We start from the raw sequence: 3,182 nt of genomic DNA, 5'->3' as shown, positions 1-3,182 counted from the left end.
TTTTGCACTGTGTACAAAATGGTTCAGCACAAAACTAATATTTTTGATTTCCTCCTTGGCATATTTCTGATTAATGGTTTCCAGCATACCTCTTTTTGTATAGTCCTGTCTAACCAGATATAACGTCGCATCAGCATGTTTAACCAGGTTTAATGCATCTGCTACCATCCCGATTGGTGGAGTATCCAGAATAATATAATCGTATTCTTTCTTCAAGTTATCTATAAGTTTATCCATCTTTTTTGTAAGTAACAATTCTGATGGATTGGGAGGTACCGGACCCGAAGTGATCACATCAAGGTATGGAATTTTACTTGGCTGAATAATTTCATCAATGGTTGCCTGATCTATTAAGTAATTAACGATTCCCAGATCATTATTTAATTCAAAATCATCGAAGATCTTAGGCTTTCTAAGATCCACCCCTATCAGGACGGTTTTCTTTTCACTCAGAGCAAAAACTGTAGCCAGGTTCATGGCACAGAAAGTTTTACCCTCTCCTGAAACCGAAGAGGTAATCATAACAGTTTTGGAACCAGTTACTCCCTGGCGTTTATACATAAATTGCAAACTGGATCTTAATCCTCTAAAACTTTCAGCAATAGAGGATTTTGGAGAATTAAATACTGAAAGGTTAGATTCAGTTTTATTTCTTCCTATCAAACCAAGAATTGGAATAGGTGAAAGCCTCGTAATTTCCTGGGCATTATGAATATTTGTATTTAGAAAAACTAACAGAAATACAAAACTAAGCGGAATAAGTCCTCCTACCAGAACTGCCATAACGTAATTCAGTTGTGTGTCAGGGCCTATTTGCCCACCACCTGTATCCTTGGCTTTATCGATAACCATAACGTCACTAACGTTTGCCGCCTTTATAAGCCCCGCTTCACTGCGTTTTTCGAGGAACATATTATAGGTATTCTCGCTAATACTATATTTTCGCTGTATCTTAAGTAGATCCTGCTCCTCTTGAGGGAGTTTTTTCACTTCTTCCTCAAAAAGGCTCATCTGCCGATTAATATCATTTAGCTCTGATCTTAAAAGACCTTTTGATGAATTGATATTTTCCAGAAGAATAGATTTAACGGAATTTATCTGTCGATCAATATCATCAAAAACCGGGGAGTTTTCTTTTAAGGTATATTGATAATTCTGTCGCTCTTCGGCTAGCTGAATAATTTTACTAACACCGCTGGCAATACTACCCTCATTTATACCTGCTACGGAAGGAGCGGGAACACTAGAATAATCATCCCTGGTTTGAAGATAAGTTTCCAAATTATCATAATAGGTTAATTGGCGTCGAATAGTTTCTTTCTGAACGTCAAGCTTTGAAAGTTTTGCAGATAATTCACCACTTTCGGCAGAGATATCCAGGATTTCTTTCTCATTACGAAATTCATTCAGTTCATCCTCGACCAGTTTCAATTCTGCGGACTGCACAGCAAGGCTACTATCTATAAAGCGAATTGTTTTAGTCGCAAAAAGATTTTTTCGTTCCAGCATGTTCTCACTAAGTACAGCTACCGAACCGTTGAGGTAATCCACTAGTCGTGGTTTGTTCAATCCAACCTGACTTAAATTCAACACTGATGAGCCCTGAGATTGAGGATAAACATTTACATTTCTGTACCTGCCCACAGCTCCATTAAAAGGAGTAAAACTCACATAAAATTTTTTACCTGCCTGCAACGGCTGCTCTGTGCGCTCAATTATACCTGAAAAAAATGGCAAGTTTAGGTGCTCACCGAATTTAAAATTGCGTTCAAAATTACGTGCTTCTACCTGTCTGTTATCAGTTTCCTTTGTTCTGTAACTGGTCCTGGTTAGGTTTGCAGGTACTCTAGCCTTCAAATTATAACTTAAATCGTCTATAGACGTAACAATCAAGGTCACATTATTGGCCTGAAAAGCTGAAGTATCTGCATAAACCTTAAATGGCGTATACCCATAGGCATCTGTCTGCTGGTACTCTCCATCCTGAAGATAGTTGATATAAAATTGAAGTTTTTCTACCACCTCTTCATTATGCGAACGGGACCTGAGAATGGTCATAGCTGTATTAACCTTATCTGAAGTACCTCCCCAGTTAAAGGTTAAACTTGTATTTGAGGTAAAGAAAGGATTCTGATCATCTTTAATCGATATCATATTACCAAGCTGGTATACTGGTAATTTTCTCACATTATTATAGTAGGCTACCGCGAAACTTATACCAATAGAAAGTAGAATTAATTTCCAGTAACTTATAATTTTAAGGATAAACCCCTTAAAATCAAAGGTGGAACCTACATCAGATATGTGATCATCTTCATGTGCCATTATCGGGTAGTTAAGAAATAAATTGAAGTTGCCAGGGTCACAAGACTCACAACAGTCCTAAATACTTCAAGTCCAGTTGTACCAAGGCCTAATGCCTTTCTTGGTAATGGGTTAACTACAATCATATCATTAGGCTGTATATAATAGTAGGGACTTTTCATAATATCTATATCTGTAACATCTACTTCATGAACTTCTTCACCTTGTGGGTATTGTCTAATGATCTGCACATTTTCACGATCTCCATAGTCTGAAATCCCACCGGCATTCGCGATAGCCTCCATTATGGTAACCTGATCCTTGTAAACTACCTGACTCCCCTGACCTATTTCACCCAAAGTGGTATAACGTATTCCTGCCAGTTTTACAGTAACGAATATATTTGCCTCTTGTTTAAAATATTCTTCAAGTAATTTTTCTTCTATTTTTTCACGCACCTCCTTTTCAGTAAATCCAAGAACATTGATCTCTCCCATGGTAGGAACACGAATATTCCCATGATCGTCCACCGTAAAGCCATCGAAATAAACTGATTCTTCTGTAGTTGCATTTGGGTTTTCACTCCCGATGGGATTGAACATACCTACAATATCCTGGTCTAATGCTTTAACTCTTATACTTAAAAGGTCTCCTACCTGAATTCGGTAGGGCTTGCGCAATCGCTGAACCTGGATTATGCTGTCTACATCCTCTTCATATTCCTGAAGGTAGGACATCTGCTTTGTAGATACGCAGGAGGTTAAGGCTAGTACTGCAGCGAATAAAAACAAAAAAGATTTAAATCGCATAAAGGGCTTCACATTGTTTTAACAAATATAGTTTTTACGAGCAAATAACGAAACTTTGGGATGGAATTA

General features: G+C 37.6%; 2 protein-coding genes. Both read right to left on the bottom strand.

Annotation, left to right across the window (positions count from 1 at the left end):
• Nucleotides 1-2,325: polysaccharide biosynthesis tyrosine autokinase (locus tag ACNI3T_RS10905; protein WP_418227803.1), on the bottom strand; the 2,325-nt coding region annotated here is incomplete at its 3' end.
• Entirely contained in the window at nucleotides 2,325-3,113 is a 789-nt protein-coding gene (locus ACNI3T_RS10900; protein ID WP_418227802.1) for a polysaccharide biosynthesis/export family protein, read from the bottom strand. The genes ACNI3T_RS10900 and ACNI3T_RS10905, both read right to left, overlap by 1 nt.
• Nucleotides 3,114-3,182: the final 69 nt, after the last annotated feature.

Origin of the sequence: Christiangramia qingdaonensis, from assembly GCF_048381525.1 — a bacterium.
GTDB lineage: Bacteria > Bacteroidota > Bacteroidia > Flavobacteriales > Flavobacteriaceae > Christiangramia.
Note: the sequence above shows the minus strand (reverse complement) of the source record. Positions and strands in the feature narration are given on the sequence as shown.

Excerpts from the sequence above, each read along its gene's own strand:
- ACNI3T_RS10900 (WP_418227802.1), bottom strand. The coding sequence starts at position 3,113 with ATGCGATTTAAATCTTTTTTGTTTTTATTCGCTGCAGTACTAGCCTTA.